Source organism: Mesorhizobium sp. M2C.T.Ca.TU.002.02.1.1 (assembly GCF_003997225.1).
Map to the genome: position 1 here is coordinate 1 of NZ_RZTO01001381.1, position 770 is coordinate 770.

A 770-nucleotide genomic window follows, 5' to 3' on the forward strand; every position below is an offset into this window, starting at 1 on the left:
GGGCGGCACCGCCGTCGGCACCGGCCTCAACGCGCCGGTCGGCTTCGCGGAAAAGGTGGCGGACCGCATCGCCGCCATCACCGGTATCGCCTTCGTCACCGCGCCGAACAAGTTCGAGGCGCTGGCCGCGCACGATTCCATGGTGTTCTCGCATGGCGCGATCAACGCGGCGGCGGCAGCACTCTTCAAGATCGCCAACGACATCCGCTTTCTCGGCTCCGGCCCGCGGTCCGGCCTCGGCGAGCTGTCGCTCCCGGAAAACGAGCCGGGTTCCTCGATCATGCCGGGCAAGGTCAATCCGACCCAGTGCGAGGCGCTGACGCAGGTCTGCGTGCAGGTGTTCGGCAACAATGCCGCGCTCACCTTCGCCGGCAGCCAGGGTCATTTCGAGCTCAATGTCTACAACCCGCTGATGGCCTACAACTTCCTGCAGTCTGTGCAGCTGCTGGCCGACGCTTCCGTGTCCTTCACCGACAATTGCGTCGTGGGCATCGAGGCCCGCGAGGACAACATCAAAGCCGCGCTCGAGCGCTCGCTGATGCTGGTGACGGCGCTGGCCCCGACCATCGGCTACGATAACGCCGCCAAGATCGCCAAGACCGCGCACAAGAACGGCACGACCTTGCGCAAGGAGGCTTTGGCCACCGGGCTGGTCAGCGAAGCCGATTACGATCGGCTGGTGCGGCCGGAGGACATGACGCATCCGGGGTAAGAGGACCCGATGCAGGGCAAGACCCTCGCGAGATCGTCATTCCAGGGCGAAGCAGGAG

General features: G+C 65.7%; 1 protein-coding gene. It reads left to right on the plus strand.

Going from position 1 to position 770, the window contains the following annotated elements; translation table 11 throughout:
- On the plus strand, positions 1–712 hold a 712-nt coding region (locus tag EOD07_RS36230), incomplete at its 5' end, for a lyase family protein (RefSeq protein WP_245470634.1).
- Positions 713–770 lie beyond the last annotated feature (58 nt).